Raw genomic sequence first — 25,198 nt, forward strand, 5'->3', positions numbered from 1 at the left:
ATAAATCCAATTTTTCATAAATCATACGAAAAAGAAAGATTTAAAATAAGACTTCCTTATCCTTTTCAAAGATAAGGTTATCCATTGAAAATTCAAAAAGAAATTGATTAAATATGTGGATTTAAGCCAGTTTTTCCAAAGTTTTACATTTTTCTTTATCCCCAGATTTTACAACGGAAATATCAATATATTTTACTGTTCCGAGGCTTGCTTTCTCAAATTGTTTCGCTTTTTTGTCGGCGTAATCGTAGGTGTAACCAACTGCCATCACCACTTTGTGACCGTTGCAATCGCCCATCGCCAAATATAAATAATCTCCTAATTTTGATTGAATGTTGATGCTCATTTTTTTTTATTTAATTTAATAATAATCGATTATTTATTTCCAAAATTCATCATCATAACTATCTTCCTCTTTCTGATGAATCTGGTTGAGCTGATGTCCTATTTCGTTCATTTTTTCATCAGTCAGATATTCTTCCAAATGTGGAAAGTACATGCGCTCTTCAAAACGAATATGATTGCGCAATGCATCGGCAAAATCTCCTAAAAGTTTTTTGTCATTAGAATTATTAATGCTTTTCAATAATTTTTTAATTTCAATATGTTCTTTTTCCATCTGAACCTGAAGGCTGTTGTTTTCCGTTTCTGGCAGAACGATGTCTTCAATTTCGAAATGTCGGCTCAGATTTTCTTCCCAATAATGGTTGATGTAATTTTTGATTCTGTCATAAGAAATATCTTTTTTAATTCCCTGACGGATTTTCCAACTGCAAAGCAATCCAAAGTGGTGATCTCGGGATAGTGGGATAAGATTTTCATTTCTTTTCATAAGTAGATTTTTATAGTTTTTAATGGTCTTATGTTATCGCCATTTTCTCATTGGTATTTTGTAACATAAATAATGTAATGGTGATTTCATATTTTAAATTAAAAAGAACCGCCACTACAATAATAGTGACAGTTCTAAAGATTTAACAATTAACTATCTTTTATCTTTCAGTGACCAACCGGTTTTTAGTCCGATGATGAAAATCACCAACAGCATCTCTCCTACTGCCAATAAAATATCACCTGGAACACGTAGCCAACGCAAAGTATTCATCATATCGGTTTGCATAAATTCGGCGGAACGTGCGTACCAATATCCTTCTTTGATGGAGGCTACAGATTGCATAATTCCAATTGGTAACAAACTGATGGTAACCATCACCAACAATCCGATATTGGTTAGCCAAAACGCCCAACCGATGAGTTTGTCGTTCCATTCTCTGTCTGGATATAAACCTCTCAGCATAAACATCATCAAACCAATTCCTAAGATTCCGTAAACTCCAAAAAGTGCGGCGTGACCGTGAACTGCAGTCGTATTTAATCCTTGAATATAATACAAAGCAATCGGCGGATTGATGGCAAATCCAAAAATACCGGCACCTAAGAAATTCCAGAAACACATTGCGATGAAACAGTAGATGGGCCATTTGTACGCTTTGATCCATTTGGTAGATTTACTGATTTGATAATTCTGATAGGCTTCAAACCCAATCAATACCAAAGGAACAATTTCTAATGCGCTGAATGTCGCTCCCAAAGCCAAAACTGCTGTTGGTGTCGCACTGAAATACAAGTGATGGAAAGTTCCCAAAATACCGCCCGAAAGGAAAATAATGGTTGAAAATAAAACTGCGTGAGTTGCGGCTTTTAATCTTAACAATCCCAGTCTTGTGAACAAGAATGCTGCTACAACGGTTGCAAAAACTTCGAAGAATCCTTCTACCCAAAGGTGAACCACCCACCATCTCCAGTACTCTGCAATGGCCATATGGGTTTGTCTTCCGTACATCAATCCGGCTCCGTAGAATAGTGCAATTGCTACTGCGGAAAGCGTGAACAATAACAGTAAATGTCGGTCGCCATCTTTCTTTTTCAAGGCTGGAAGAAGTGCTCTTACCATAAGAATTAACCAAAGAATTAATCCAACTAACAATAAAATCTGCCAGATTCTTCCCAATTCTACATACTCGTAACCGGAATGTCCCCAAAGGAAATTGTCAACATAACCTAACTTTTGCATCACGCCCAACCATTGTCCTGCTAAAGAACCGAAAACCACGATTAATAAAGCGCCGAATAAAATATTGACACCCAAAACCTGATACTTCGGTTCGTAACCCGAAACTGCGGGTGCAATGTACAATCCTGTTGCTAACCAAGAAGTTGCAATCCAAAATATAGCGAGCTGAACGTGCCAACTTCGAGATACCGATTGAGGCAAATATTCATCTAACGGAAAGCCGTAAAATGCGCTTCCTTCCACCCCGTAATGTGCTGTGATAACGCCCGCAAACATTTGAACCAAAATCAATAATGCTACCACCCAAATGTACTTTAAAGTCGCACGCATAGATGGTGTAGGTTTCATATTTCGCAATGGATCTTCTAAAGGAAGTTCTTCACTGATTTCTTCTTCCTTATTTTTAGCGTGATAAAAAACGAGTAATCCTACACAGCCGAGCAACATCAAAACACTTAAACCAGACCACAAATGCAGCGATGGTGGCGGAATGTTTCCGATTAATTCGTCGTGAGGCCAGTTGTTGGTGTAAGTAATTCCCGTGTCTCCAGGTCGATCTGTTATACAAACCCAAGCTGCCCAAGCAAAGAATGCATTCATTTTTGCCATTCTTTCATCTGTTTTCACCGTATTTTTCGGGATGGCGTAATGATCTCGAAGCTGATCCATCTCGGCATCATTCATAAAGATTTTAGCATAGTATTTAGCTAATTCTGCCTGAACTTTTGCTCTCTCGGGAGAAATGACAATCGTTTTTGTAGCTTGATCTAAAGTATTTACACGAACCTCTTTTTTGAGAAGTACATTGTATTTTGCCTGCTCGTCATCGGGAAGATCTTTATAAATTTTTCCATCTTTTTTAGCGAGTTCATCTAACAAAAGTAACGCTTCCCGGTGAAGAAAATCTGCGCTCCAATCTGGTGCGATATAGGCGCCGTGTCCCCAAATACTTCCAACGGTTTGTCCGCCAATCGATTGCCAAACATTTTGACCATCTTTGATGTCTTGTCCGGTAGCTACAATTGTTCCGTCCGTAGTAACTACTTTGTCAGGAACGGGCGGAATTTTTCTGTAAATATCTACACCATAAAAAATCAAAACGGCAAATGAACCGATGATGACGGCGGCGAGCCAGGTCCATAATTTTTTAGTTGTCATAATCCTCTTTATCTTAATGTTCTACAGAAAATTCTTTTTCTAATTGAATTGCTTTAGGGAAAAGAATATTATTTTCTAAATGAATATGTTTATGAAGATCGTTTTCAAAGTCCTGAAGCATAGCAAATGTCACTTTGTAGGTATTACAAGCGTCTGCAGGCGGTGTATATTCGTTGGTAAGATCTGCGATTTTTCTTAATCTTTCACCTTCTACAGTATGCTCGTGCTTCATCATATTTACTGGATTTTCTACTGTTCCGAAATGAGGTTGCTGAATGGCTTCATTAGAAATTTTCGCCTTCACCATATTTTTCACAAAAGGGAAAAGAATCAATTCTTCTTTTTTCATGTGTGCTGCCAAATCCTGTGCAGACGCAAAAAACAAATCTCTAATTTCGAATAACTCCGGATGTGCGCCACCGTGAACTTTGCATAATTTATCTAAAAACTGTTGTAGAACTGGCGTTTTTTCTTCCACATAACGGTGATGTGTTTTCTCCACATAATCTGCCAAAAGATCCAAGGGCCAACTGTTGAAATCGATAGAATTTCCATCCGTTTTCGGAAGATTTTCTATGTCTGAGTAGATTTGATCTTTATCCAAACTCTTCGGACTACAAGCTTCCTCTATTGTTCTTCCGCCTTTACAGCAAAAATCAATGCCGTATTTTTTAAAGATTGCTGCGGTTCTGAAATCTGCTGCTACGATGTCTCCTATAAAATCTGTTTGTGTATTCATAATTTAATACTTTTTTATCTTTTATTATTTTAAAAATTTTTGTTTTTTTAATGTCAAATTCTAAATGAAATGGATTACAATTAATACTCTTTTACAGCATTGCGAAAGGATAAACTACTAAAAACTAACTACAATTAAAACTCGCAATGCCGTAAAAAAGCGGGAACTGAAGACATAAAAAATTTTCGTTCCCATTTGGTTATCATCTTCTACCCTACTTTTTCAGAGACAGAATATATTTTACCATTTTCTGTGCATTTTCTTTGCTCAATCCTGCGTGTGGCGTCATCGGAATCTCGCCCCAAACACCTTTTCCACCATCTATTATTTTTGTAGCAAGATGATCAATATCTGCATCGGTATATTTTGCAGCAACATCTTGATAAGAAGGACCTACTAGTTTTGCATCGATCTTGTGACAAGAGAGACAGTCAGCGCCTTCCACTAAAGACTTGCCTACAGAAATACCGTCTGTTGCAACCGGTTCATCCGGATTGGCAGGTTTCACTGTGGGAAAAGCATCCGGCTCATAAGATGTATTATCTGCAACTGGAGGTTTTTCTTTTGGAGCTTCCTCTTTTTTGGAACAGGAAATTTGGGCTAAGGACAACATTAATGTTGCTAAAAATAATCGTTTCATAATTTCTGATTTTATAATTCTATTTGTTTTCTAATTTCGTTGGCGGTGACTTCAATGTTTTCATCTAAACCTTCTTTTTGGAATGCGAGCGTTCCGTCTTTTGCATAAACACTGATGATGTTGGAATGCGAAAATTCCATCGGAGAAATCTCTTTATATTTGATTGCCATTATGTTGGCGAGTTCTCTCGTATCTTCTTCACTGCTTCGGATGAAAGTCCATTCTTTCTCGTCAAATTGGTTGGTTTTGAGATAAGCTTTCATCACTTCCGGTGTATCAGTTTCAGGATCGATGGAGATTAACACATATTGAATTTCATCTGGATTTACTTTCCCTACTTTTTTAGAAATATTTCGCATCTCGGAGGTGAGCCGTGGACAAGCGGTTTTGCAGGAAGTGAAAATCATTGCTGTCACTATCACTTTTCCTTTGAAATCTTTTAATGAAATCTTGCTTCCATCTTGCTTTTCCCATTCAGAATTGACGTTGAAAATGGAATCTGGTTTCAGCTGTTCGACTTTTTGACTGCAGGAAAATAAAATCAATGCAATCAAAAAGTATAGTAATTCTTTCATTTCTTTAGTTTTAAATTAATCTTTTGCACATCGGAAACCCAGGTTATTCAGACAATAATCAGCTTTCAGACTTCCTCGCAGTGCATATCTTACGAATGCGGCGTAATTCCGAAGATCTGAAGAAGTGACCGCTGCTCCGGCGCAGAAAAGATTGTCGTTTGTGGCATTGTCTTTTCTGGATTCTCCGCTCATCATCACCGAATTAAAATCGAACGTCCATTCCCAAACCATTCCGTACATATTGTGAACGCCGTAGTAATTGGCCGAATCTAGCGCTACTACTTGTTTTGCTTTGTCTTTTTTCTGATACGATTTTAAAATAAAATCTGTGAATTCTGGTTTTTTTGAGGCATTTTTGGTTTTCCGGTCTGCCAATGCTACAAATTCCCATTCATCAATTGTGGGCAATCTTTTCCCGACACTTTTCGCATATTCCTTTGCTGCAAACCAGGAAACATTGGTTACTGGCGCATTTGGACTAAGGTTTTCGGGAATTTCGAAATCGCTTTTCCAATGTTGAAGGTAGGTGCTGTCTGCGTACAATCGTTTTACTTTACTTTTGGCCCATTGAGGATTTGCTTTGAGAAACTGGAGATACTCTGCATTGGTAATGGGACTGTCATCCAGATAGAAGGTTGGAACTTTTACAATTCTGCCGGAATCTTTTCCGATAAAAGCTTCGTAGGTTCCACCACTTATTTTGACCATTTTTTTTGAGTTGGAGATTAATTTTAAACGGCCTTGAATCCGGGTTTCCGTTTCTGGCATTTCGGAAGATCCGGAACAGGATAACAGCGTTACCGCAATTGCTAAAAACATACTAACCCAAAATCTCATTATTTCTAATTTTAAAACCTCAATGTAACCACAAGTAAAACTTTTTATTTTCTAACATTTTATTCCGGCGAATATCTTCTACTAATTACTTTTAATTTGAATCGATGAATCTGGTTCATCAGTTTATCGAAACCTGACCTGAACGGAGTTCTTTTTGTAACTAGGCACGAGGAGCAAAAAAGCAGGAGTGGAGGGCGGAAAAGCTGCCCAAATAAAATGGATTTTTAATTATTTCTAAGTTTTAATTCTTTTTGTAGACGGCTGGATTATCAGCTCCTGTAATTTTGATTTTGCCTAAAGCACCTTTGTTAAATGCCCGGAAAATCGCGTGGTCAACAATCACATATTCGCCCGGAACTGTCGCTTTAAACTCTACGATTGAAGCTCCGCCTGGAGGAATTACCGTTGTTTGTACATTCTCATTAATTTTACTTCCAGCTTCCATATACACTTTATCGAAAATTTCGCCGATAACGTGGAATGATGATGTCAAATTTGGTCCACCATTTCCGACAAAAAATCTTACGGTTTCACCGACTTTTGCCTGAAGTTCATTTTCTCCCAACAAAGCGCCTGTATTGCCGTTGAATACTACATAATCTGGATGTTCGGCGATGGCTTTATCCATATCAAATTCCTGCAGACCTTTGTCACCAAATTTGCCCTTGGTGTAGAAATCACCTTGCATAATGTAGAATTCTTTGTCAACTTTCGGCAATCCGCCTTCTGGTTCAATTAAAATGAGACCGTACATTCCGTTCGCAATGTGCATCCCAACTGGTGCGGTGGCGCAATGGTAAACGTACAAACCTGGGTTTGTCGCCTTAAAAGTGAAAACTTTTTCTTTTCCCGGCGCTACGAAAGTGGCTTCTGCTCCGCCTCCAGGACCGTTTACAGCGTGTAAATCGATGTTGTGAGGAAAGGTAGAATTTTCGTTATTTTTAAGATGAAGTTCGATGTCGTCTCCCACTCTTGCTCTGATGAAACTTCCGGGAACCGTTCCGTTGAATGTCCAGAAATTATATTGAGTTCCGTCTGCCAACTCGCCCACTTTTTCAATGGTTTCTAATCTAACGATAACCTTTTTTGCGGAACGATTTCCGATGGGTGCGGGAACATTTGGTGCAACTGCAAACTTGTGTTCTTCGGTGGTTCCGTCGGTTTTGATTTGTTCTGCATCCTGTTTATTTTCTGAGGAAGCAGATTCGTTTTGTTTGCAGGAATTCAACCCGATGAACGCAGACAAAACAGCTGCAAGGAAGAGTGATTTTTTCATTTTTTCAGAATTTTTACGATTTTTAGTTGGTTTTAATTTCAAAAATATTTTAACAAGATATAAATACCTTTTGGTATTTTATTTTAATGAAATTTTATTGTTTTCAAATATTTTAATTCAATAATATTGATTTTATTTTTTTAGAAATGTGAGTTTTAAATCTAAATTCTTGACAAACATTTCGATTTTAGAATTTTCCAGCATATCTTTTATTTCCTGTCGGATATGCTTAAAATCGTTATGAATAGGACAAGGATGATTTTCTGAACATTCTTTGAGACCTAGACCACAACCCGAAAAAAGTTTGTCTCCGTCGATTTCTCTCACGATATCTGCAACAGATTGCTGAAGATTTTTCCCTTCCATATAAAAACCGCCGTTCGGACCTTTTGCTGACTGTACAAAGCCTTTCCTGCTGAGATCCTGCAATATTTTCGCAATGAAATATTCCGGAGAATCTATTCCTGCTGATATATCTTTAATCCCTACCCGACTTCCGTCTTTAGACTTCTGTGCGATGAAAATCAAAGCTCGGATGGCGTACTCGCAGGTTTTAGAAAACATTTGTTATTTTTATATAGCAAAGATATAAATCTAATTTGAAATAAAAGACAAATTAGTATTTTATTTTAAATGACAATTATCATTCCCACTCCAACAATCGTCTTTCGCCTTCAATTTTTTTGGTTTCGGAAATATCTTGAGACATCTCAATCACCCCTCGATAATTTTTTTCGGAATCCCGAACTGCAAAATATCTCACATAAATCAGTTTATCCCGATAATTGAACCAAAACGAAGCTTCATTCTGTGTGCCTTTTCGAAATTCTTCCAAAATTTTCAAAACGGTATCTACACTTTTCGGTGGATGGCAAAAACGCACTTCTCTACCGATGATTCCTGCACTTCTCGGGAAAACGCGCTCTTCGCCTCGGTTATAGAAAATAACCCGGTCATTTTCATCAACATAGGTCAAATCGAGTGGCAAAGTTCTAAACAAAAGATTGACTTGCTCAATCGTCATATAACCTTCGTCAAAATGTGATGCATTTTCATCATAAACCACGTCAGTTCTCACAGTGGTGTCTTCCGAAGGATGTACATATTGGCTTTCTTCGGGATATTTTGCAGGCGATTCGCTCAGCATCCAGCCGATTTCATCTTCGCCTTCACGCATTTTTATCCATTCTTCGTCTATAAGAATATCCATTGCATTTGGGAACAAAACCCGTTTTTCAACATCCATCAGGTTTTTCAAATTCTGACCAGCGTATTCTACATTTTGTTTGGCGGAATCTAAATCTTTTTCATCAATATTCTTTCTAATAATTCTAAAAATATCCCGAATCGTATCGTGGAAAGACCACATATTTCTGGAAGGTCCAGTCCAGCCTTTTTGTTCTAAAAACGGAAACAACTGATTTTCCTTTCTCTCAAATCGTCTTTCTACCGTCGCTAAATGATTAAACAGATTATAAAATTTCTGAAATTCTTCGTTAGGATTTGTATTGGTAAGTTCTTCTAACAAAGAAATAATCAGCTCCTCTTCCACCAAATACGTATGAACAGGATGCCCCGCCTTCAATTGATTTTTATCCATTCTAATTTTAATAAAATATTAATATCTTTTTGTCTTTTATTTTAATAAAGAAAACCAAAGTGTTTTGGTTTTCTCTTTTCCTTTTTAGATTGACAAATTTAAGGTTTGAAATTCAAATAAAAGATGTTTTAGTATTTTATTAATCTGATATTAATCAGTTCAAATTAATGCTTCCCACCATTCAAAATTTTATAAATATGCAAAATCCCGGGAAACACTGCATCCATCGATTCTTCCGCGCCTTTTGTAGAACCGGGAAGTGCGATGACCAAAGTGTCGCCAATCATTCCTGCAACGCTTCTGGAAAGCATAGAATATGGTGTACGTAATTGCCCGTAACTTCTGATGGCTTCGGCAACGCCAGGAATTTCTCTGTCTAAAAGCGGACGAACAGCTTCCGGTGTAACGTCTCTTTTTGAAAGTCCAGTTCCGCCAGTAATCATTATTAAGCCGATTCCGTTTTCAACATCAGATTTTATTTTATTTTGAATATCTAAAATTTCATCAGGAATAATCACATAATCGTTTATTGTTACATTATTCTTTTCCAAAGATGAAATAATCGCTTTTCCGGCTTTGTCTTCTTTTTTTCCTGCAAAAATACTGTCGGAACAAACAATAACTGAAGCATTAATTCCTTCTCCTGAATCTTTAATGTCAGATTTCCCACCTTTCTTTTCAATCAATCTGATGTTTTTGATTTCGATATTTTTGTCGATGGGTTTCAGCATATCGTACATCGTCAAAGCCACTACAGAAGCCGAATGCATCGCTTCTACTTCTACTCCGGTTTTGTAAATGGTATGAATTTCAGATGTGATATAAACTTCCAGATTCCTGATTTCAAACTGAATTGAAGCATATTCGACAGGAAGCGGATGACAATCGGGAATGATGTCGCTGGTTTTTTTCGCTCCGAATAATCCAGCTGTTTTTGACATTTCGAAAACATTTCCTTTAGGAACTTTGTTGTTCACAATCGCATCGATTGTTTCCTGCGAACTCACGCTGAGAACGGCTTCAGCAATTGCTTTTCTGAGTGTGTTATTTTTATGAGTAATATTAACCATTATCTACTATTTTTAAATTATTTTAATGAATTTGATAAAAATATAAATTGAAAAAAATTACTTATTCTCTTTCCAAGAATGAGATTCGTCTTCCAAAATTTCTTTTCCCCAAAGTGGAATTTCTTTCTTGATTCTATCCACCATTTCATCGCACGCATTGATGGCTTCTTTGCGATGTGGCGCAGATGTGAAAACGAAAAGACAAATTTCCCCAACCTTAATTTTTCCCAAGGAATGGTAAATATGGGCGCAGGTCAACCCATATTTTGTGATGATCTCTTCACGGATTTCATGGGCTTTTTCGAGCGCCATTTCTTCGTAAGTTGTAAAATCTATCGCCTGAACTTTTTTGTCATCAATCGCATCTTCACGAATCTGACCTAGGAAAATGCTGTGTCCGCCAATCGTGGTTTTAACGGTGTGTTTTGTAATACTTTCCGCAACAAAGGTAGGATTGATGGGACCTTCAATAAAGATATTTTTGATTTTTTTCATTTTAAAATTGATTTTGCTCCGGCTGGAAAATGCTTGATTTCCTTTTCCGGAAAATGGTTTTTTGCGATTTCTAATGCTTTTTTGCTTCGGATTCCAGATGCGCAAACGAAACAGAGATTTTTATAGGAATTGAATTGATTTAAATTTTCTTCTAATGAAACTAAAGGAAATTCTAAGATTTTTAATGATAAAATTCTCGGTTGCTCATCGGCTTCTCTCACATCAATCAAAATGCTATCCTCTTGATTTAAAAACAATTGAAGCTCTGAAAACGAACTTATTTCATCATTTTTATTAAGATTACAAAACTCGTTATAATCAAAGTTTTGAAATTCTTCAATAGTTTTTGGTCCCGATTTTTCTTGATTTTCATTAAAATTAATTGTCATTGATTGATAATTTTTGGTATTAAAAATCAATAATTGGTGAATTAGAGTTTCGGGAGAGCCGGTTATTAATTTGATGACTTCATTCGCCTGAAAAGTCCCGATAACAGCCGAATGCGACGGCAAAACTCCCGCCTCATTGCAAGTCGGAACTTCATTTTGATTGGGCGGAATCGGGAAAAGGTCACGATAATTGGTCACTTGATTTTCCTTTTCCACATTAAAAACCGAAACCTGACCTTCATCCCGAAAAATCGATGCATAGACCAAAGGTTTTTTCATCAAAAAGCAAGCATCATTCAGTAGATATCGGGTTTTAAAATTGTCGGTGCAATCTACAATAATGTCGTAATTTTCAATTAAATGAATAACATTTCCGGTCGTTATGCGCTCATTAAAAATTTCAATTTCGGCTTCGGAATTTCTGTTTTTCAGATGTTTTTCGGCAACGATAACTTTGGGGAAACCAATATCTTTTTCATCAAACAAAAACTGGCGATGCAGATTTTGAATTTCAACCACATCAAAATCTACAATCCCGATTTTTCCAATTCCCGAAGAAACCAAAACCTGAAGCGCAGGACAACCCAAACCTCCCGAACCAACCACCAACACAGAAGAATTCAACAATTTATCTTGCGAAGAAATCCCAAAATCCGGAAGGATGATTTGTCTGTTGTATCTTTCTAAATTCATCATAATTTTACATTTTAACCTCCCGAATATGGCGGTAACAAAGCAATTTCTGATGGTATGGAAATGATTTTGCTATCGTTTGCTTTCACGCCGTTTACGATAATTAAAAAAGTTGATTCTTTCAATTCTGGGAATTTTTCGAAGAGTTTTACTTTTAATTCTGAAACAGACGTTACGTTTTCAGAATCCAAATCGTATTCGTTTCCGTTGAAAATATCGGTCAGTTTTCCAAATATTTTTAGTTTCATTTTAATTAAATTTAAAAATGATAATTCACTGCTGTGATGAATTTTCTACCCTCTTTTGGATAGAAGTAAGAAAGGTAATAATTTTTGTCAAATAAATTTCTAACACCCAAATCGAAGTTGACTCCTTTGACAATATTTACCGATAATTTTGCATTAACCAAGGTAAATTGCGGAGGCGATGTCTTTATCCGCATTTTGGGAAATAATACTGAATGAATACCCGTCTGTTTTGTTTGGCGTGTAACCGAATTTCGCACTCAATCTCACATCCATAAATTTAGAATTTACCCTTTCCAATGAAGGTTGTAGCGGAGTTCTGTCAAATTTTCTTGAACTCAGATAATTATCAACGTTCAAAAAAGAAGCAGAACCCATAATGTAAAATTTATCTTGTCTGGATCCGATGTTGAGCGCCGTGAAATAAGAATTCACACCCGTTCCGTCCGCAAAACCAACGCCCGATTGACCATTAATATCCAAAGCTTTGATAGGTTTTTTGGATACGATGTTCACAGCTCCACCCATCGTATTTGGCCCATATTGTACAGAAACCAAACCTTTTTCCACAGAAATACTATTAATATCAAAAGTCGTAAAACGGCTCAAATCAAAATTGCCATGGTAAGGCGTATAAATAGGAATTCCATCAAAAAAAACAGGCGTTCTGAGCGAGTTGAATCCCCTTACCAAAATACTTCCCTCATTTATAGCACCTATTTGCGTAATACTCACACCGGACAAAAGATTGACTGCATCTACAACATTCGTTTTATTAAAATCCTTAATCAACTGCGCATCAATCTTGTGAATTGGGCCTTCATTTTTTTCTTTTCCCAAGATATTTACTTCCTGGATTTCGTAATAATTATTTAAGGAATCTATCTTAGTTTTTTCCTGTGCGTACACGTTTAATGATAGCAGAATTGCTCCTGCCACTGCATAATTCTTATTCATTTGTATAAATTGTTGTTGAATATAATTTCTGCATTCCGGAAGTTTTCCGGCGTATTTATATTTAAAAGCTGATGCTCAAAACTGTCTTCTAAATCGATGTAATGAGCGTTTTGTTGTTCCAGAAAGCTAATCATTCTGAGGTTTCCGCTTTCGATGGTTTTCTTTAAATCTGTAAGAATAGAAAAAGGATAAATGCCTAAAACCGGATACAATTTTTCGCCAAAACGCACGACATTGATTCTGTTTTCTATTTTTTTTTGAAGAATATTTTTAATTAAATCTGAAGAAACGAAGGGCATATCGCAACTGCAAACAAAAATATCTTCCTGGCAAAATTCTAAGGCGGAGCGAATTCCACCAATGGGACCTTTTTGTGTCGTAACATCTTTAATAATACCCTTCGAAATAGGATAATTATTATGATTTCCTGAAATAAAAATCTCTTCAAAAACAAAAAACAAATTATCGATAACGTGCTGTATCACGGTTTTTCCGCCCAAAATCATCGAGGCTTTATCTTGTCCCATTCTGGAGCTTTTGCCTCCTGCTAAAATGATGGCTTGCATTTTATTATTTTATTTAAAATTTTGGAACATCAAAACATCTCATCTTCAGAAAATTTCATAAAACATTCCTCGGCTGTTTTGAATTTTTTTACAATTTTTTTTCCGTATTCTGTGAGTGAACTTTTTCCGCCGGATTTCCCGCCCGCTTCTTTGATGACGATTTCTTTGGACGAATTGGCGTTGATGTCCCGCACAATTCCCCACGCTTTTCGATACGGAATTTTCAAAATTTTTGAAGCTTCTGTGATGGAACCCAACTCATCGATTTGCTCCAAAAGCCTAGCTCTTCCGATGCCGATTTTCAGTCCGGATTCGGTTTCAATCCAGATTCTGCCTTTGATTTTCAGACTTTCCATATTTTGACTTTTTCTCCGATGTTGATTTCTGTTTCGCCTTCAGCAAATTCCACCAGACAGTTGGCTTGTGCTACAGAATCCATTTTATAAGATTCCTGCGCATTGAGAATTTGTACTTTTCCTTTTGCGTAAAAAGCTTTCAGAAACTGGGTTTGCTCTTTGTTTTTTTTCTTTGCAAAAGATTCTGAAATGCCCAAATCTTGTTCTTCATCAAACTCTTTTCGTCCAATGCAACCGAGCAAAAACGGCTTCACATATTGATGATAGCAGGAAAAAACAGAAGCTGGATTTCCGGGCAACGCAAAAACAAATTTCTCTTCAACTTTTCCGAAATACAAAGGTTTTCCGGGTTTTTGTTTGATTTTGTAAAATAATTCTGAAACACCTATTTTTTCCAAAGCGGGTTTCACATAATCATAATCTCCTACAGAAATTCCGCCTGTAATCAATAAAACATCCACCGTTTCTAAGCCTTTTTTTATAGCAGAAAAAGTTGCTTCCTCCGTATCTTCAACGTGATTAGTGAACGAAAACTGATGATTAATTTCTGCCAAAGCCGATTGAAGGGTGTAGGTGTTAGAATTGTAAATTTCCCCTTCCAGAAGTGGTTTCCCTATTTCCACCAATTCATTTCCCGTATACAGAAATCCGATTTTTAATTTTTTGTGAACGGCTATTTTCTCAATTCCAAATCCTGCTAAAAACCCGATGACTGCGTGATTGACCAACGTATTTTCTTCGATTATTTTTGTTCCGATTTTGGTTTGAGAAGCTTTCAAACGAATATTTTTTTCTTTTGAAATTTCATCATCATTTAATTGTATTCTGTCGTCAATTCTGCTTGTTTTTTCCTGCATAATCACGGTATCGACACCATTAGGAATTTTTGCTCCCGTAAAAATGCGCACCGCTTCTCCTCTACTCAAAATAAAATCGTTTTTGGAAATACCAGCAGGAATGATTTCAGTGACTTTTAACTCTGAAAAATCTTCCAAATCCTCAAATCGAAATCCGTAACCATCCATCGCAGAATTGTCGAAAGACGGAACATCTAATGTTGCAAAAATCGGTTCTGAGGTGTAAGAACCTTGTGCATCTAAAATTGGGAGCGTCACTTTTTCTGTACGGAAAATTTGTGTTTCTATTATTTTTTTAGCTTCGGAAACGGAGATGTAATGGTTCATTTTTGATGAGTGTTGAATGTTTGATGATGGAAGTCTTAAAGGTCATTTCTTACACAATTTCGAATTATTTCACGCGGGTTACTTCGATGCTTTTCAGCCATTTGACATGGCGTGGACCGGTTTTGGCATCAGTCATACTTACTAAAATCATTTCTCCTTTTTCTTTCAGCGGTTTTCCGTTTTGCTCAAATAATACAAATACTTTTTCGCCAGTCGGATTGTTGAATAATTCTGCCCAAGAAAATGTGGCTTTGTAATCGTCTGAAGCTCTTGCAACAATGTAGAAATTGCGGTCTTTATGCTCTTGTTGTGCGATTTTTGCTTTTTCCAAAATGTCGGTTAGCAAAACTCCTTTTGTAGATTCTATGCTGTCTTTGGTCAATCCTGTCTGGCAAACAATTTTGAAATCGTTGAGTTCTACGACTTTCATTTTTTTCAAAGAATCGACCGTTAAAGTCAATGGTGTTACGACATCCCCTGTTACTTTTATTTCTTTACTCACATATTTTAAATCATCTTTCTCGTCGTGTTTGTGGTTTTCTTTTTCTTCAGAATGTTTTTGAGAAGTTTTTGCAGAATTATCGTTCGCTGTATTGGTTGCTTCAGATTTTTTGCATTGTAACATTGTGATTGCAATCATCACAATCGTAATCAAATTGGATAATTTTTTCATTGGTAATTACTAATGAATTGTTTGAAATCTTATGGTTATGTTTTTTTTATCCTATCGGTTGGCAAAATTTTTATCCGCCAATTTTTATCATACTTCTGTTGATGATTTTCTGGTTGTTTACATTTTCCATTTCGGAGAACTGTCCGCCTTTTTCTTTGTGTTTTTTGATGATTCCGAGTTGGATAAGTTCGGTTAAATTTTCATTATTTCTAAAAGATTTTAACAAATCGAATTCATCGGCACCAAACAAACAGTTTTTCATTTTTCCGTCAGATGTGATACGGATTCGATTGCAACCAGCGCAAAAGGAGTTGCTCATTGTAGAAATCAAACCAAAGACACCTTTACTTTCTTTATTAATTCTGTATTTTCTGGAGGTATCACTCTTGCCGTCTGCCACCTTTTCGTAAGTGAAATGTTCTGAAACCAAGGTGAGCATTTCTGAAATGGGAATGACTTTATTTTTCTCCCAAGAATTTCCTGTAAATGGCATAAATTCTATAAACCTCAACTCTATGGGATAATGATGAGAGAGTGCGATAAATTCAGGGATTTCGTCCTCATTGAAACCTCGCATCACAACAACATTTAGTTTTACATTGAATCCACGTTTTATGCTTTCTTTGATATTGTCCCAAACCGTTTGAAAAAGGTCTCTTTTCGTTATGTATTTAAATTTTTCCCGATCAAGAGAATCGATGCTGATATTGAGATTTCTGACGCCACATTTCTCAAATAAATCAAAATATTTATGAAGCAAAACGCCGTTAGTTGTAATTCCAATACGCGCATCCAAGGTAGAAATTCGTTGAATAATGGTTTCAAAATCGGTTCTTACCAAAGGCTCGCCACCTGTAATTCTGATTTTATTGATATTAAATTGTTGAACGAAAATTTTAGAAATTTCGAAAATTTCCTGACTGTTCATCAACTCGATGGAAGGTGTACTTTTGAACGGTTCATCGGGCATACAATACAGACATCGGAAATTGCAACTATCGGTAATCGAGAGTCGGAGATAATCGTGTTTTCGCCCGAAGGAATCGAGTAAATCAGTAGGCTTTGTCATCGTTTTCGGCTTCTGAATTTTTGATTTGTCCGGTCGGAACATCGGGTACATATCTCAAAAAGAAAATGGTACAGAGAAATATCACAACAGAACCGATTGCGGAATACCACGCAAAATCGATATGTTCTTTGTCTAAAGCTTTGTTGATGGTTCCAAACAAAAGCCACATCTGCATACTGACCAACAATATGTAAATGCTGATGATGGCAACCAACATTTCGTTGACGCGGAAGGTTACTTTTTTGATGGGTTTCTTTCGTATTGACATTTTGTTATTTTTAAAGTTTATTTAGAACCTTCGAATGATTGCAACCCGGCTTGAACCGAGCTCTTTTTGTGAATTTTAACTTGGGAAAAGCCTCGGGAAATTTGCAAAAAAGCGGGGACTTAAGACGGAAATAGTTGCCAAATTAAATATCGTTTTATCCGTGACCGTTTGTTTCCTTGGCTTCTTTGATGAAATCTGTCACGAAAATTTTATCTTCTTTGATAACAACCGTCAATTGTGGAAGCGGTCTTGGTGGCGGACCTTGAATGACAGAACCATCATCCGGATTGAAAAAACCATGATGACAAGGACATTCTATCACTTTTTCATCGTGATTGTATAGGACAGAACACGAAAGATGCGTGCATTTTTGCTCGAAAACTTTCCATTTGTCTTCGGCTAATCTGATGAGCATATAGGGATTTCTGTGGTCTTCGTTGATGTAGAAAGTCCGCATACCACCAACATTGAGGTCGGTGGTCAATCCCACGAAATATTCGCCGAGTTTTTCCTCTTTTTTGAAATGATTGAACACCGGAATCGCAACATTTGCCAATGCTAAAGTCCCAGAGAAAAAGGTGATGAGTTTGATGAATTCTTTGCGGGAAACGTAGGCTGCTTCTCGTTTTTTGATGGGAAAATCGGCTTTCCAGGCGGGGATTTTTTTATTATCTTCTGACATTGTATTATGATTAAAAAACTTTTAATTCTTCGCTGCCTTTCGGCATCATGATATTCACTTTGGTATTCACGACTTCTTTCCCGAAAATAAAGCGGTTGACAGGTGAACTGTTTGGTCTTTTCTTCGCCACATTTTCTCTGGTATCAAAGGTTAATGCGCCACTCGGACAAACTGTTGCACACATTGGCTTGAGTCCAGTACTTGTTCTATCGTAGCACATATTGCATTTCATCATCAACATTGCGCTTTGATCCGGAATCTGTGGAACGCCGAACGGACAACCGATGACGCAATTGGCACAACCGATGCATTTGGAAGTATCTGCTGTGTGCACGATTCCGTATTCATCTTTTGTGATTGCGTCTGCCGGACAAACGTTTGCGCAAATAGGGTCTTCGCAGTGCATACAAACCTGAACTGTAGTCTGAATCGTCTCTGCTCTGTCAACATAATGAATATGAATCATTGAGGTTTCTCCGTTGGTTTCACACTCTGCACAAGCCATCTCGCACGCGTGACAGCCAATGCATCGCTGCATATCCACGAAGAACTCCATATCATTAAATTTTTCAAATTGCTCCGCCATAATTTTTTAAAATTTAATATTGAATATCTCTACTTTGGTTGGCAAATTCTTCTGAATTTTCTCCTTTTTTACGTCCTGTTTTTTCCACTTTGCAGGCACAAACTTTAAACTCAGGAATTTTTGAAACCGGGTCCAAAGCATCGATGGTTAATTGGTTTGCAGAATTCACTCCGCCCCAATGATAAGGGATGAAAACAGTGTCCTGTCTGATGGTCTCCACCACATTTGCAGGAAATAATGCGCTTCCACGTCTTGTAGAAACTTTAACCAAATCATTTTCTTCGATGCCATATTTTGCTGCCAATTTTGGATGAATTTCCAGCAAAGGTTCCGGATACAAATCAACCAATTTCCCAATTCTACGGGTTTGTGAACCGCTTAAATATTGGCTTACAACTCTACCCGTCGTCAACACAATAGGATAATCTTCATCTGGTTCTTCAGTTGGTTTTTTATAAGGCGTTGGGTTGAAATGCGCTTTTTTATCGTTTGTATTGAAAACTTTGTCTTCCCAAAGTCTCGGTGTTCCGGGATGGTCTTCGGTTGGACAAGGCCAGAAAATTCCGAGATTTTTTTCTACTCTTTCGTAGGTAATTCCGTAATAATCTGCGGCGCTTCCTCTGGATGCAACTCTTAATTCATTAAAAGTTTCTTCGCTGTTTTTATAATTAAATTTATCACCTTGGTCTAATCTTCTGGCGAGCTCCATTAAAATTTCGCTGTCTCGCTTAGCTTTTCCCGGTGGGTCAACCACTGCACGGATTCTGATGACGCGACCTTCCGCAGAAGTTGTTGTTCCTTCTTCCTCTTCCTGCAAAGAACCAGCGAGAATAATGTTGGCGTGGCGCAAAGTTTCTGATAAAAAGAAATCAATTCCGGCATAAAACTCTAATTTTTCTAATGCTGCACGAACGTTACTGTTGTTTGGCAAAGAAACCAAAGGATTAAAACAAATTGAAAGTAAACCTTTAATCTCGCCTCGGTTAATCGCCTCAATAATTTCGTAGGCACTTAAACCTTTTCCGGGCATATCTTCTTCTTTGATTCCCCAAACATTGGCAACAAATTTTCGATGTTCGGGATTTTCGATGTCTCTGTTTCCTGGAAGTTGGTCGCATTTGTGACCGTGTTCACGACCGCCTTGTCCGTTCCCTTGCCCGGTAATGGTTCCGTAACCGCAATAAGGTTTTCCTATTCTTCCGGTTGCCAAAACTAAATTGATACAGCTTGAAACGTTCTGAACACCTTTAGAATGATGTTCGATTCCGCGAGCGTGCATCAGGAAACTGGTTTTGGCTTTACCCCACATTTCTGCGGCTTTATAAATTAATTCTTTGGGAATTCCTGTAACTTCTTCGCCCCATTCTAGCGTACATTCTTGTACTGCTGCAACGGTTTCTTCAAATCCTGAAGTGTAATTATTAATAAAATCGTTATCCAGCCAATTGTTATCAATTAAAACTTTCAACATTGTATTCGTCAATGCAGAATCGGTTCCGGGTCTCAATGGCAGATGAATATCGGCAGTTCTGGCAATCGGGATTTGGCGTGGGTCGATGACAATTAATTTGGCTCCATTATCACGAGCTTCCCAGATTTTATGGGTTAAAACAGGGAAACATTCACTTACATTTGCTCCGGTAATGATGATGACTTCTGCGTGCGCCAAATCTGCCCAACTGTTGGAAGACCTGTCCATCCCGAAGGCTTTTTTGTTTCCTGCACCTGCACTTACCATACAAAGACGACCGTTATAGTCGAGGTTTGCAGTTTTCAGGGCAACTCTGGCAAATTTCCCGACCATATAACTTTTCTCGTTCGTAAGAGAAACGCCGGATAACATTGCGAAAGAATTTTTCCCGTATTTTTCCTGTATTCTTTTGATTTCATTAATGACAACATCGTACGCTTCGTCCCATTCTATCGGCACAAAACCTTTACCTTCTACCCTTTTGTACGGTGAAAGCAAACGGTCCGGATGATTGTCCTGCATGTAGCGCTGTACACCTTTTGGGCAAAGTCTGCCTTCATTAAACGGAAACTCATTCCAAGGTTCAAAACCTACTACTTTTTTGTCTTTTACTTTTAATTGAATGCCACATTGCAAACCACAAAAACAGCAATGCGTTTTTACCAAAGCATCAGGATTTTGAGGATTAGACCTCACGGTACCTTTGTTTGGATAATGTTTGTGCGGTCCGAAAACATTGATAATTTCGTCGGCTGTTACGGGTAATTTTGCCATTTTATTTTAAATTTTAACCAAAATAAGTTCCAGATTCTTGTCGTGCTTTCAGATGCGCTTTTGCAAGCATTGCCCGTTTTCCTTCGGGACTAAAATCCAAGTAGCTTTTCCCTTCTTCATTTTCTAAATCGAATCCCATTTCTTGGGTTATTTCTTTTAAATCTTCGATGTGCATTGAAGTCGTATATTCATCGCCGGTGTGTGGACAAGTTTGCATTCCACGGCGTTTTCCTTCAATTTTATAGATGTTTGCGCCAACTTGCGCCGGTCTTTGAAAAATGTGAAAAAATTTTCCGAACGGAATCCACATCAGAAACATTGCAACGGTAATTGCGTGAATAATTGCCATAAACTGGCTCATCTTTCCTTCGAGATAAGAATAATCAAACCAAATTCCCAAACCAGTGACGGAAACTGCTACAAGTAAAATCAAGGGAAGCCAATCTCTTTCAAACCATTGTGTTGCGATTAATCCTTCATCTACAAACCTTCTGTGCATCATAATTAAACAACCTACGATGACCATAATCGCCGTCCAAACCAAAATGTGGAAAAGAATGGTCGCCATTACTGTATTTAAAGGAAAAGTCATCACTGTGAAACCCATCATATGGGTTTCGTACATATCGATTGTGCCTTCTTTCAGGGTAAAATGCATCCATCCGAAAGTCAATCCAAATGTTACGGCAAAAGAAATCAAACATCCTGTAGCCAAGAGAAAATGCCCAAACCATCGCATTCTTCCTCTTGGCATAATAAATTTTTGAAATAAAATATTACGAATAGAAAGACGAACAACCTCTTTCATATAAATAGGATAATCTTTGCTGAAAATGAATTCCCAGGTGCGCTTCCAATATTTCTGTGTTGCAGGACGCTGTTTCCAGACTGAGTGATGATATACCACTCCGAAAGTCATACAAATGGTTCCGAAGAAATAGATACTGAGCGCCGCATCAAAATTCTGCAGATTGACAGAGCCGATAACCGTGGCAGCAATCACAACGAGGGTTGCAATAATGGCGTTGATGAATGCTTTTTTATTGATATTTGTAAAAATGCTGAACATTTTGAAGAATTTTAATGCTAACTCACTTACGATCAAAGAAGAACGTTTATTTTCTTTCACAAATATACAGCAACAGATCCTTAAATAAGACTAATTTATCTTATTTAAAATGATTCAAAATAAATAGTTTAAATAATACAAACTAGTTAACTGAATGACAAACCTTTATCATTAATATGATTTGCATCATACCGATCTTATTTAAGTGATTTCTTCAAATCGCACCTATTCAGATTCAATCCATCAATCAAAATCAAAAAAAAAACACCTATTAAAAGGTGCTTAAAAACTTTTTCTATTATTTTATATTATTTCTTGATTGATTTTAATTTATTGAGGTTTATTATTTCAATTTTTTTACCTGTAAATGAGATGATATCTTCATGTAATGAAAAGAAAAATACATTTCATGAGTGTAAATTATTTTTTAAGCACATATTGATTTTTTTTTCCATCAGTAAAGCTTATATCCAAATAAGGACTGCTCCATATATATTTGTCGTTACTATGTGTAATAACGCCAAAATTTTTAGTTTTTTCCAATGCCCAAGATTTAGTGTCATCGATAGATTCCTTATAAGTCAGTTGAATTTCATTATTATTTTCTGTGGCAGAAAGGATAAAATTTTGATATACCTGATAACCATCTAATTCAAAAATTACATTATCTTTATTTATATTCAAATTTACATTGTATTGATTTCCTTCTCTACTTCCCTTGCCTTGAATAATTAATTTATAACTACCAATCCACTTTTCTGAAATAGCCTCATTTGAGGCTGAAACATCCATAGTACAAATTGGTAATTCTTCACAAGAAGTATATATTTTTTTACCAATTAAATTTCCATTTTTATTGTAGTTTAACCATTCACCACATGGACAATCTTCACTACCCTCATAGCTTTCATGAAAATTCTTTATTGTCTTAATAGTTTTTGAATTATTATAATATTCTTTCTCTTTTCTAATAATAATTTTTTCACTACAACTAGCATTTGTACTCTCATGTATTATTTCTTTGATTAAAATTCCTTGATTATCCCAAAAAAACTCCTTGCCTTTTACACCAATACACCCTCCAATATCTCCCTCTGTCCATTGATGTATTACTTTACCATTGCCATTATATTCTGAATTTATTTGTGGATATTCGTTGAAATTTGTCGTTTTAGATGTGAGTACTCCATTTTGTGAGAAAAATAATTTTACATTTTTTTCTCCTTTATATTCAGACAATAAAACATCCTTAATTTTTTTATTGGAATAGTAATTTACTTCAAGAGTATCATTTCTTAGTTCTTTTTTGGCGGAAAAATCTTGTGCATTTGTATTTTTTTTACATGAGAGAAAAATAAAAATACAGACTATGATGATTGGAAAATTTTTAAGCATTATTAATATTTTTAGTTAAACCATTTACTAAAAGGGTTGCAATTTTATTTTTATTTGTAACAATATTTTTTGCATCGATTGGACTTGTCAAGTATCCCAATTCTATTAATACTTTCTTTTTAGATTTATTTGATGAACCTAATACTCCTAAATCACTTCTTTTATGTGGAGATTTAGGCAAGATGTTTGTAATATCATAATTATCTAATAAATCAATAGCTAATTGCTTTGATGTCTCATCATTGTATATTGTATGCGCTCCTTTTGAAAAGTCAGTCCATCCATCACAGTGTATTTAAATAAAGTAATCAGCTTTTAATGTTGATGCCATTTTTGATCTAAAATTAATTGCACCAGCTTTGGTTGCAGTACCTCCTAAGTATTTTTCAAAATTTGATTCTTCTGATAATTTAATTGTTTTCCTTTGACTTCTTGTTATATATACAGTATGTCCTTGTTTTTCAATTGCTTCCTTCATTAAAATAGCAATATCATAAACAACATTTGATTCGGTGTTTTCATTATCATATATTTGTGGATATTTTTTTTCATAATCAATTAACTCTGGTAGATAATAGAAATCGGTAATCATTTTTTGATTTTTAATAATATAAGTTCCGTTATAATCAGTTCCGTTATTAGGATATTTTATAATAGTTTTACTACACCTATCAAAATAATTTAGATAAATAATATTGTTATTAGAATTCATTTCCAAAATTCGATTGAAAATTTTTTTTATCTTAAATTTAAAATCTTCATCAGAAACTTGTTTATATCCATTTTTCATTAAAATATCGCTTGCAACTAATGTTACTTCATTTAATTCATCATTTGAAAATTCAGGTTTAGGCATTTCTACCCCAGCTTCTTGAAAATATTGTGCAGCTCCATATGCTAATTGTTTTTTTATAATTTCTTCTTCTCTGAAATCTATTTTATTAGAAGTAGAAATTGATGTCTTCTTACTCTCTTTTTGACAAGAAAATAACTGCATTAACATAAATAAAACAGAAATATATTTCATTAGATATAGATAATTTATTGCGAAAGTATTGCGTCTAAATCTAGGCTTCTCAAAGATGTACTCTTTGTAATTTCTTTGCTAAGCCATTCTTCATTTCCTGTTTTTGCATTTGTTCCGAAAGTTGAAATAAATATTTTATCAATGAATAAGTCATTTTTTTTATAAAAAACAGGGATCACTACTTTTCTAAATGTTTTTTTATATTGATCAGAGTATCCTATTATTAGATTGAACGTTTGATTATTTTTGGGTTTAGTATTTACATCTAAAAAATCACAACTATATTTTATTTTTAGAAATGTTCTTTTATCTGTTTGTGCTTCTAAGTTTATTCCAGAGTCATCATTTTTTATAAGTAATAAATCTTCTAAGTTGTTTCCATTAAAATCAATTTTATATTTCTTAACTTCTTCTGAATTGCTAGTAATTTCACTGTCAGATTCTACATCCGACATATCTTCTTTTGCTTTGAGAAAGTATTTAGAACATTCAGGTAAAGCACAACCAAGAATAATATTTTTATTATTTTCAACAAAAGAGATAAATGATCCTCCGTTAATTAGTAAATCAATTTTTTTTCCATTATAAATATAATCTTTGACCTCAATGTTGCATGGAGTAATTGGATAGGAAAAATGCCATTCATTTTCAGTAATTTCATTAGATAATTTCATTATTGCATCGATGTCTTTCGATGTCAAACTCCATTTCTTATCTTTATCTGTGAGTTTTTCTCCTGTAGAATAGTTACCGTTACAATTTGCAATATGCTTAGCACTCTTTTGGGTTTTGGCAGTTTCATTTTTTGATTCTTTATCTTGACCTTTGCATGAATAAAAAAAAACGAGTAAGAATGACAACCCTAATATTATATTTTTCATAATGTTTATTTATAGATAATCTTTAATTGCATTAAACACTACTTGCCCTTCACCAGCCTCTTTAGCTGCTAAATGCTCGTGGCAATCTATTTTACTTTTGTCCAAACTATAATAATTTAATAATCCTTTCACAAGACAAGCAACAGATTTTGCTTGAACATCTGTTAAGTTTTCCCATCCAGTCACTGGATTTTGCCCATTTTTTTAGCTTCCCACTCATCTGAAAGTAGTTTTTTCTTAGCTTTATAAACTTCTAATCTAAATTCCTCACCAATTGCTCCTTGCCCAAAATTAAAAGAAACTGACTTGCCAGGTTTTGGAGGTCTTTCTGTGATATTAACCCACTTTCCTGTTTTTTTCTTCCAAATAGCCCAATTGTATTGAATGTCAGGTGTTTCAAACATTTGAGTATAATCAGTGAACGTATAAAACTTGTCCTTATCAAATTT

Annotated in this window: 31 protein-coding genes; all 31 read right to left on the reverse strand. The window is 35.8% G+C overall.

The genetic code is table 11. The annotated features are described in order from the left end of the window. Window positions 1-121 precede the first annotated feature (121 nt). Window positions 122-346 carry a hypothetical protein gene (locus tag AXA65_RS09085; protein ID WP_034981154.1) on the reverse strand — a complete coding sequence of 75 codons (225 nt, stop codon included), beginning with the start codon at window positions 344-346 and terminating at the stop codon, window positions 122-124. Between the two features lie 33 nt (window positions 347-379). Further along, a complete protein-coding gene (locus tag AXA65_RS09090; protein ID WP_063969803.1) occupies window positions 380-832 on the reverse strand; it encodes a hemerythrin domain-containing protein in 453 nt (150 codons plus the stop codon). Between the two features lie 153 nt (window positions 833-985). Then, on the reverse strand, window positions 986-3,232 hold the full coding sequence (locus AXA65_RS09095; RefSeq protein ID WP_063969804.1) for a nitric-oxide reductase large subunit: 2,247 nt from the start codon (window positions 3,230-3,232) through the stop codon (window positions 986-988). A gap of 13 nt (window positions 3,233-3,245) precedes the next feature. Next, window positions 3,246-3,971 carry an iron-sulfur cluster repair di-iron protein gene (gene ric / locus AXA65_RS09100; protein ID WP_063969805.1) on the reverse strand — a complete coding sequence of 242 codons (726 nt, stop codon included), beginning with the start codon at window positions 3,969-3,971 and terminating at the stop codon, window positions 3,246-3,248. Window positions 3,972-4,185: 214 nt separating this feature from the next. After that, a complete protein-coding gene (locus tag AXA65_RS09105) occupies window positions 4,186-4,611 on the reverse strand; it encodes a c-type cytochrome (RefSeq protein ID WP_063969806.1) in 426 nt (141 codons plus the stop codon). A gap of 11 nt (window positions 4,612-4,622) precedes the next feature. Then, window positions 4,623-5,186, reverse strand: a complete 564-nt coding sequence (locus AXA65_RS09110; RefSeq protein ID WP_063969807.1) for an SCO family protein — start codon at window positions 5,184-5,186, stop codon at window positions 4,623-4,625. Between the two features lie 15 nt (window positions 5,187-5,201). After that, window positions 5,202-6,023, reverse strand: a complete 822-nt coding sequence (locus tag AXA65_RS09115) for a formylglycine-generating enzyme family protein (RefSeq protein WP_086048139.1) — start codon at window positions 6,021-6,023, stop codon at window positions 5,202-5,204. Between the two features lie 241 nt (window positions 6,024-6,264). Beyond that, window positions 6,265-7,299, reverse strand: a complete 1,035-nt coding sequence (gene nirK / locus AXA65_RS09120; RefSeq protein WP_028122310.1) for a copper-containing nitrite reductase — start codon at window positions 7,297-7,299, stop codon at window positions 6,265-6,267. A 132-nt stretch (window positions 7,300-7,431) separates the two neighbouring features. Next, window positions 7,432-7,863 carry an RrF2 family transcriptional regulator gene (locus AXA65_RS09125; RefSeq protein ID WP_028122311.1) on the reverse strand — a complete coding sequence of 144 codons (432 nt, stop codon included), beginning with the start codon at window positions 7,861-7,863 and terminating at the stop codon, window positions 7,432-7,434. Between the two features lie 79 nt (window positions 7,864-7,942). Then, on the reverse strand, window positions 7,943-8,899 hold the full coding sequence (locus tag AXA65_RS09130; protein WP_063969808.1) for a DUF438 domain-containing protein: 957 nt from the start codon (window positions 8,897-8,899) through the stop codon (window positions 7,943-7,945). A gap of 164 nt (window positions 8,900-9,063) precedes the next feature. Continuing rightward, entirely contained in the window at window positions 9,064-9,969 is a 906-nt protein-coding gene (moaCB, locus tag AXA65_RS09135) for a bifunctional molybdenum cofactor biosynthesis protein MoaC/MoaB (protein WP_063969809.1), read from the reverse strand. Between the two features lie 57 nt (window positions 9,970-10,026). Continuing rightward, a complete protein-coding gene (locus tag AXA65_RS09140) occupies window positions 10,027-10,464 on the reverse strand; it encodes a molybdenum cofactor biosynthesis protein MoaE (RefSeq protein ID WP_063969810.1) in 438 nt (145 codons plus the stop codon). Continuing rightward, window positions 10,461-11,549, reverse strand: coding sequence for a HesA/MoeB/ThiF family protein (locus AXA65_RS09145; protein WP_228391656.1), 1,089 nt, complete (start codon window positions 11,547-11,549; stop codon window positions 10,461-10,463). The genes AXA65_RS09140 and AXA65_RS09145 overlap by 4 nt, the downstream gene beginning before the upstream one ends. Before the next feature lie 11 nt (window positions 11,550-11,560). Beyond that, complete coding sequence (locus AXA65_RS09150) at window positions 11,561-11,794, reverse strand: MoaD/ThiS family protein (protein WP_063969811.1); 234 nt, start codon at window positions 11,792-11,794, stop codon at window positions 11,561-11,563. A gap of 153 nt (window positions 11,795-11,947) precedes the next feature. Then, window positions 11,948-12,748: a TonB-dependent receptor plug domain-containing protein gene (locus AXA65_RS09155; protein WP_063969812.1), complete on the reverse strand. Its 801-nt coding sequence runs from the start codon at window positions 12,746-12,748 to the stop codon at window positions 11,948-11,950. After that, window positions 12,745-13,314 (reverse strand): molybdenum cofactor guanylyltransferase, encoded by a 570-nt coding sequence (locus AXA65_RS09160; RefSeq protein ID WP_063969813.1) that lies wholly within the window; start codon window positions 13,312-13,314, stop codon window positions 12,745-12,747. The genes AXA65_RS09155 and AXA65_RS09160 overlap by 4 nt, the downstream gene beginning before the upstream one ends. A gap of 29 nt (window positions 13,315-13,343) precedes the next feature. Beyond that, on the reverse strand, window positions 13,344-13,670 hold the full coding sequence (locus tag AXA65_RS09165; protein WP_063969814.1) for a winged helix-turn-helix domain-containing protein: 327 nt from the start codon (window positions 13,668-13,670) through the stop codon (window positions 13,344-13,346). Beyond that, window positions 13,658-14,854 carry a molybdopterin molybdotransferase MoeA gene (locus AXA65_RS09170; RefSeq protein ID WP_063969815.1) on the reverse strand — a complete coding sequence of 399 codons (1,197 nt, stop codon included), beginning with the start codon at window positions 14,852-14,854 and terminating at the stop codon, window positions 13,658-13,660. The genes AXA65_RS09165 and AXA65_RS09170 overlap by 13 nt, the downstream gene beginning before the upstream one ends. 64 nt (window positions 14,855-14,918) lie before the next feature. Further along, a complete protein-coding gene (locus AXA65_RS09175; RefSeq protein WP_063969816.1) occupies window positions 14,919-15,527 on the reverse strand; it encodes a molybdopterin-dependent oxidoreductase in 609 nt (202 codons plus the stop codon). A 70-nt stretch (window positions 15,528-15,597) separates the two neighbouring features. After that, window positions 15,598-16,596 carry a GTP 3',8-cyclase MoaA gene (moaA, locus tag AXA65_RS09180; RefSeq protein WP_063969817.1) on the reverse strand — a complete coding sequence of 333 codons (999 nt, stop codon included), beginning with the start codon at window positions 16,594-16,596 and terminating at the stop codon, window positions 15,598-15,600. After that, window positions 16,580-16,864: a DUF6755 family protein gene (locus AXA65_RS09185; protein ID WP_028122323.1), complete on the reverse strand. Its 285-nt coding sequence runs from the start codon at window positions 16,862-16,864 to the stop codon at window positions 16,580-16,582. The genes moaA and AXA65_RS09185 overlap by 17 nt, the downstream gene beginning before the upstream one ends. A 154-nt stretch (window positions 16,865-17,018) precedes the next feature. Continuing rightward, on the reverse strand, window positions 17,019-17,546 hold the full coding sequence (locus tag AXA65_RS09190) for a ubiquinol-cytochrome c reductase iron-sulfur subunit (protein ID WP_028122324.1): 528 nt from the start codon (window positions 17,544-17,546) through the stop codon (window positions 17,019-17,021). A 10-nt stretch (window positions 17,547-17,556) separates the two neighbouring features. Next, window positions 17,557-18,132, reverse strand: a complete 576-nt coding sequence (locus tag AXA65_RS09195) for a 4Fe-4S dicluster domain-containing protein (RefSeq protein ID WP_028122325.1) — start codon at window positions 18,130-18,132, stop codon at window positions 17,557-17,559. Between the two features lie 13 nt (window positions 18,133-18,145). Next, on the reverse strand, window positions 18,146-20,377 hold the full coding sequence (locus tag AXA65_RS09200; RefSeq protein ID WP_063969818.1) for a molybdopterin oxidoreductase family protein: 2,232 nt from the start codon (window positions 20,375-20,377) through the stop codon (window positions 18,146-18,148). A gap of 13 nt (window positions 20,378-20,390) precedes the next feature. Then, window positions 20,391-21,446 (reverse strand): hypothetical protein, encoded by a 1,056-nt coding sequence (locus tag AXA65_RS09205; RefSeq protein ID WP_063969858.1) that lies wholly within the window; start codon window positions 21,444-21,446, stop codon window positions 20,391-20,393. A 420-nt stretch (window positions 21,447-21,866) separates the two neighbouring features. After that, window positions 21,867-22,841: a hypothetical protein gene (locus AXA65_RS09210; RefSeq protein ID WP_063969819.1), complete on the reverse strand. Its 975-nt coding sequence runs from the start codon at window positions 22,839-22,841 to the stop codon at window positions 21,867-21,869. Next, the gene (locus AXA65_RS19505; RefSeq protein WP_086048140.1) at window positions 22,834-23,136 is read right to left on the reverse strand and encodes an N-acetylmuramoyl-L-alanine amidase; all 303 of its coding nucleotides are present in this window, start codon (window positions 23,134-23,136) and stop codon (window positions 22,834-22,836) included. Before AXA65_RS19505 ends, AXA65_RS09210 begins: the two co-directional genes overlap by 8 nt. Continuing rightward, complete coding sequence (locus AXA65_RS09220; protein ID WP_063969821.1) at window positions 23,137-23,868, reverse strand: N-acetylmuramoyl-L-alanine amidase; 732 nt, start codon at window positions 23,866-23,868, stop codon at window positions 23,137-23,139. Between the two features lie 14 nt (window positions 23,869-23,882). Further along, window positions 23,883-24,749: a hypothetical protein gene (locus AXA65_RS09225; protein WP_063969822.1), complete on the reverse strand. Its 867-nt coding sequence runs from the start codon at window positions 24,747-24,749 to the stop codon at window positions 23,883-23,885. Window positions 24,750-24,758: 9 nt separating this feature from the next. Then, a complete protein-coding gene (locus AXA65_RS19885; protein WP_165596589.1) occupies window positions 24,759-24,935 on the reverse strand; it encodes a hypothetical protein in 177 nt (58 codons plus the stop codon). Next, on the reverse strand, window positions 24,932-25,153 hold the full coding sequence (locus tag AXA65_RS09230; protein WP_063969823.1) for a hypothetical protein: 222 nt from the start codon (window positions 25,151-25,153) through the stop codon (window positions 24,932-24,934). The genes AXA65_RS19885 and AXA65_RS09230 overlap by 4 nt, the downstream gene beginning before the upstream one ends. Between the last annotated feature and the right edge of the window lie 45 nt (window positions 25,154-25,198).

The sequence above is a fragment of the Chryseobacterium sp. FP211-J200 genome (assembly GCF_001643375.1).
GTDB lineage: Bacteria > Bacteroidota > Bacteroidia > Flavobacteriales > Weeksellaceae > Epilithonimonas > Epilithonimonas ginsengisoli.